Raw genomic sequence first — 1,333 nt, forward strand, 5'->3', positions numbered from 1 at the left:
TGGTCCTACCCACAAAAAGTAGACACTAGGTTATGCGCATTTGCGCTCATACTCTGCCGGACTGACATAGCCCAAAGCCGAGTGCCTACGTATGCGGTTATAAAATACTTCGATGTATTCGAAGATCCCTGATTTCGCTTCTTCTACTGTCCGATACTGTTCAGCATAGATCAGCTCTACCTTGAGACGGCTGAAAAACGACTCCATTACGGCATTATCCCAACAGTTCCCTTTTCGGCTCATACTGGGCCGACAGCCATGACGCTCCATCAAAGCCTGATAGTGGTTGGAGCGGTACTGGACGCCTCTGTCCGAGTGGATGATCAAGCCAGGCTCGATTTCCCGGCGCGTGAAGGCCATGTGCAGTGCATCAGTAATCAGTTGCTCGGTCATGCTGGTATCCAAAGCCCAACCGACGATGCTGCGGGAATACAGGTCCATTACTGTGGCCAGGTACAACCAGCGATCCCTGACCCAGATGTAGGTGATATCGGTGGTCCACTTCTGGTTCGGACCCGCCGCGTTGAAGCGACGCTTGAGTAGGTTATCGGCCACACCGGTCATCGCTTCCCTGGCTGGCGTGTACTTGAACGCCTTGCCGTTACGCGCCCGCGTGCCATTGTGTTTCAGGATGTTAGCGACGTAGTTCACCGAACACGGGGTGCCTAGTGCATTAAGCTCCTTGGCAATCCTGGGTGCCCCATAGCGGGCCTTGTAGGTGGCAAAGGTGTCCATAACCTGCTCTTCCATGATCTGCCGTCTGAGCGTGCGGGAACTGACGTCCCGGCTCAACCAGCGGTAATATCCTGATGCCGATACCTTGAGCACCCGGCACATCAGGCGTATCGCATACTGCCCTCGATACTCCTGTATCAGAGCGTACTTTACTCGTGCTGGCTCGCAAAGTACGCAGCAGCCTTTTTTAGAAACTCGAGCTCCTTTTTCAGTTCATCGCGCTCTCGCTTCAACCGGCGGACCTCGTCACTCTCCGACTTGGAGTAATCGACCCCATTCAGGCTGTTGAACTGCTTCTCCGATAATCGATGGAACTGCCGTCTCCAGTTGTAGATCTGACCGGGGTGTATACCCAGTTCCTTGGCAACCGAGGCAGCCGTATTTCCGGGTTGGTCCGCACGTTTGACCGCTTCGCGACGGAACTCCTCCGTGTAGTGCTGATACTTTTTCCGGGACATCTTACACCTCCTCGTCAGGCGTAAACCTAACTATAGAAGGTGTCTACTGTTCGTGGGTAACTCGGGAGCCTAACGCCGCGCTAAAGGGCGAGAAAAAGCGAGTCCGGTGGAGGCCACGCTTTTTGTGGCCGGAACGTATT

Annotated in this window: 2 protein-coding genes; both read right to left on the reverse strand. The window is 54.3% G+C overall.

What is annotated here, in order from left to right:
* Positions 1–30: 30 nt before the first annotated feature.
* Positions 31–876 (reverse strand): IS3 family transposase, encoded by an 846-nt coding sequence (locus tag ADIMK_RS06840; RefSeq protein WP_036185512.1) that lies wholly within the window; start codon positions 874–876, stop codon positions 31–33.
* Between the two features lie 8 nt (positions 877–884).
* Positions 885–1,193 carry a transposase gene (locus tag ADIMK_RS06845; RefSeq protein ID WP_036185513.1) on the reverse strand — a complete coding sequence of 103 codons (309 nt, stop codon included), beginning with the start codon at positions 1,191–1,193 and terminating at the stop codon, positions 885–887.
* Positions 1,194–1,333 lie beyond the last annotated feature (140 nt).

The organism is Marinobacterium lacunae (assembly GCF_000705555.1).
GTDB classification, from domain to species: Bacteria; Pseudomonadota; Gammaproteobacteria; order Pseudomonadales; family Balneatricaceae; genus Marinobacterium_D; species Marinobacterium_D lacunae.

Coding starts and splice junctions, on each gene's coding strand:
- ADIMK_RS06845 (WP_036185513.1), bottom strand. CDS start 1,193: ATGTCCCGGAAAAAGTATCAGCACTACACGGAGGAGTTCCGTCGCGAA.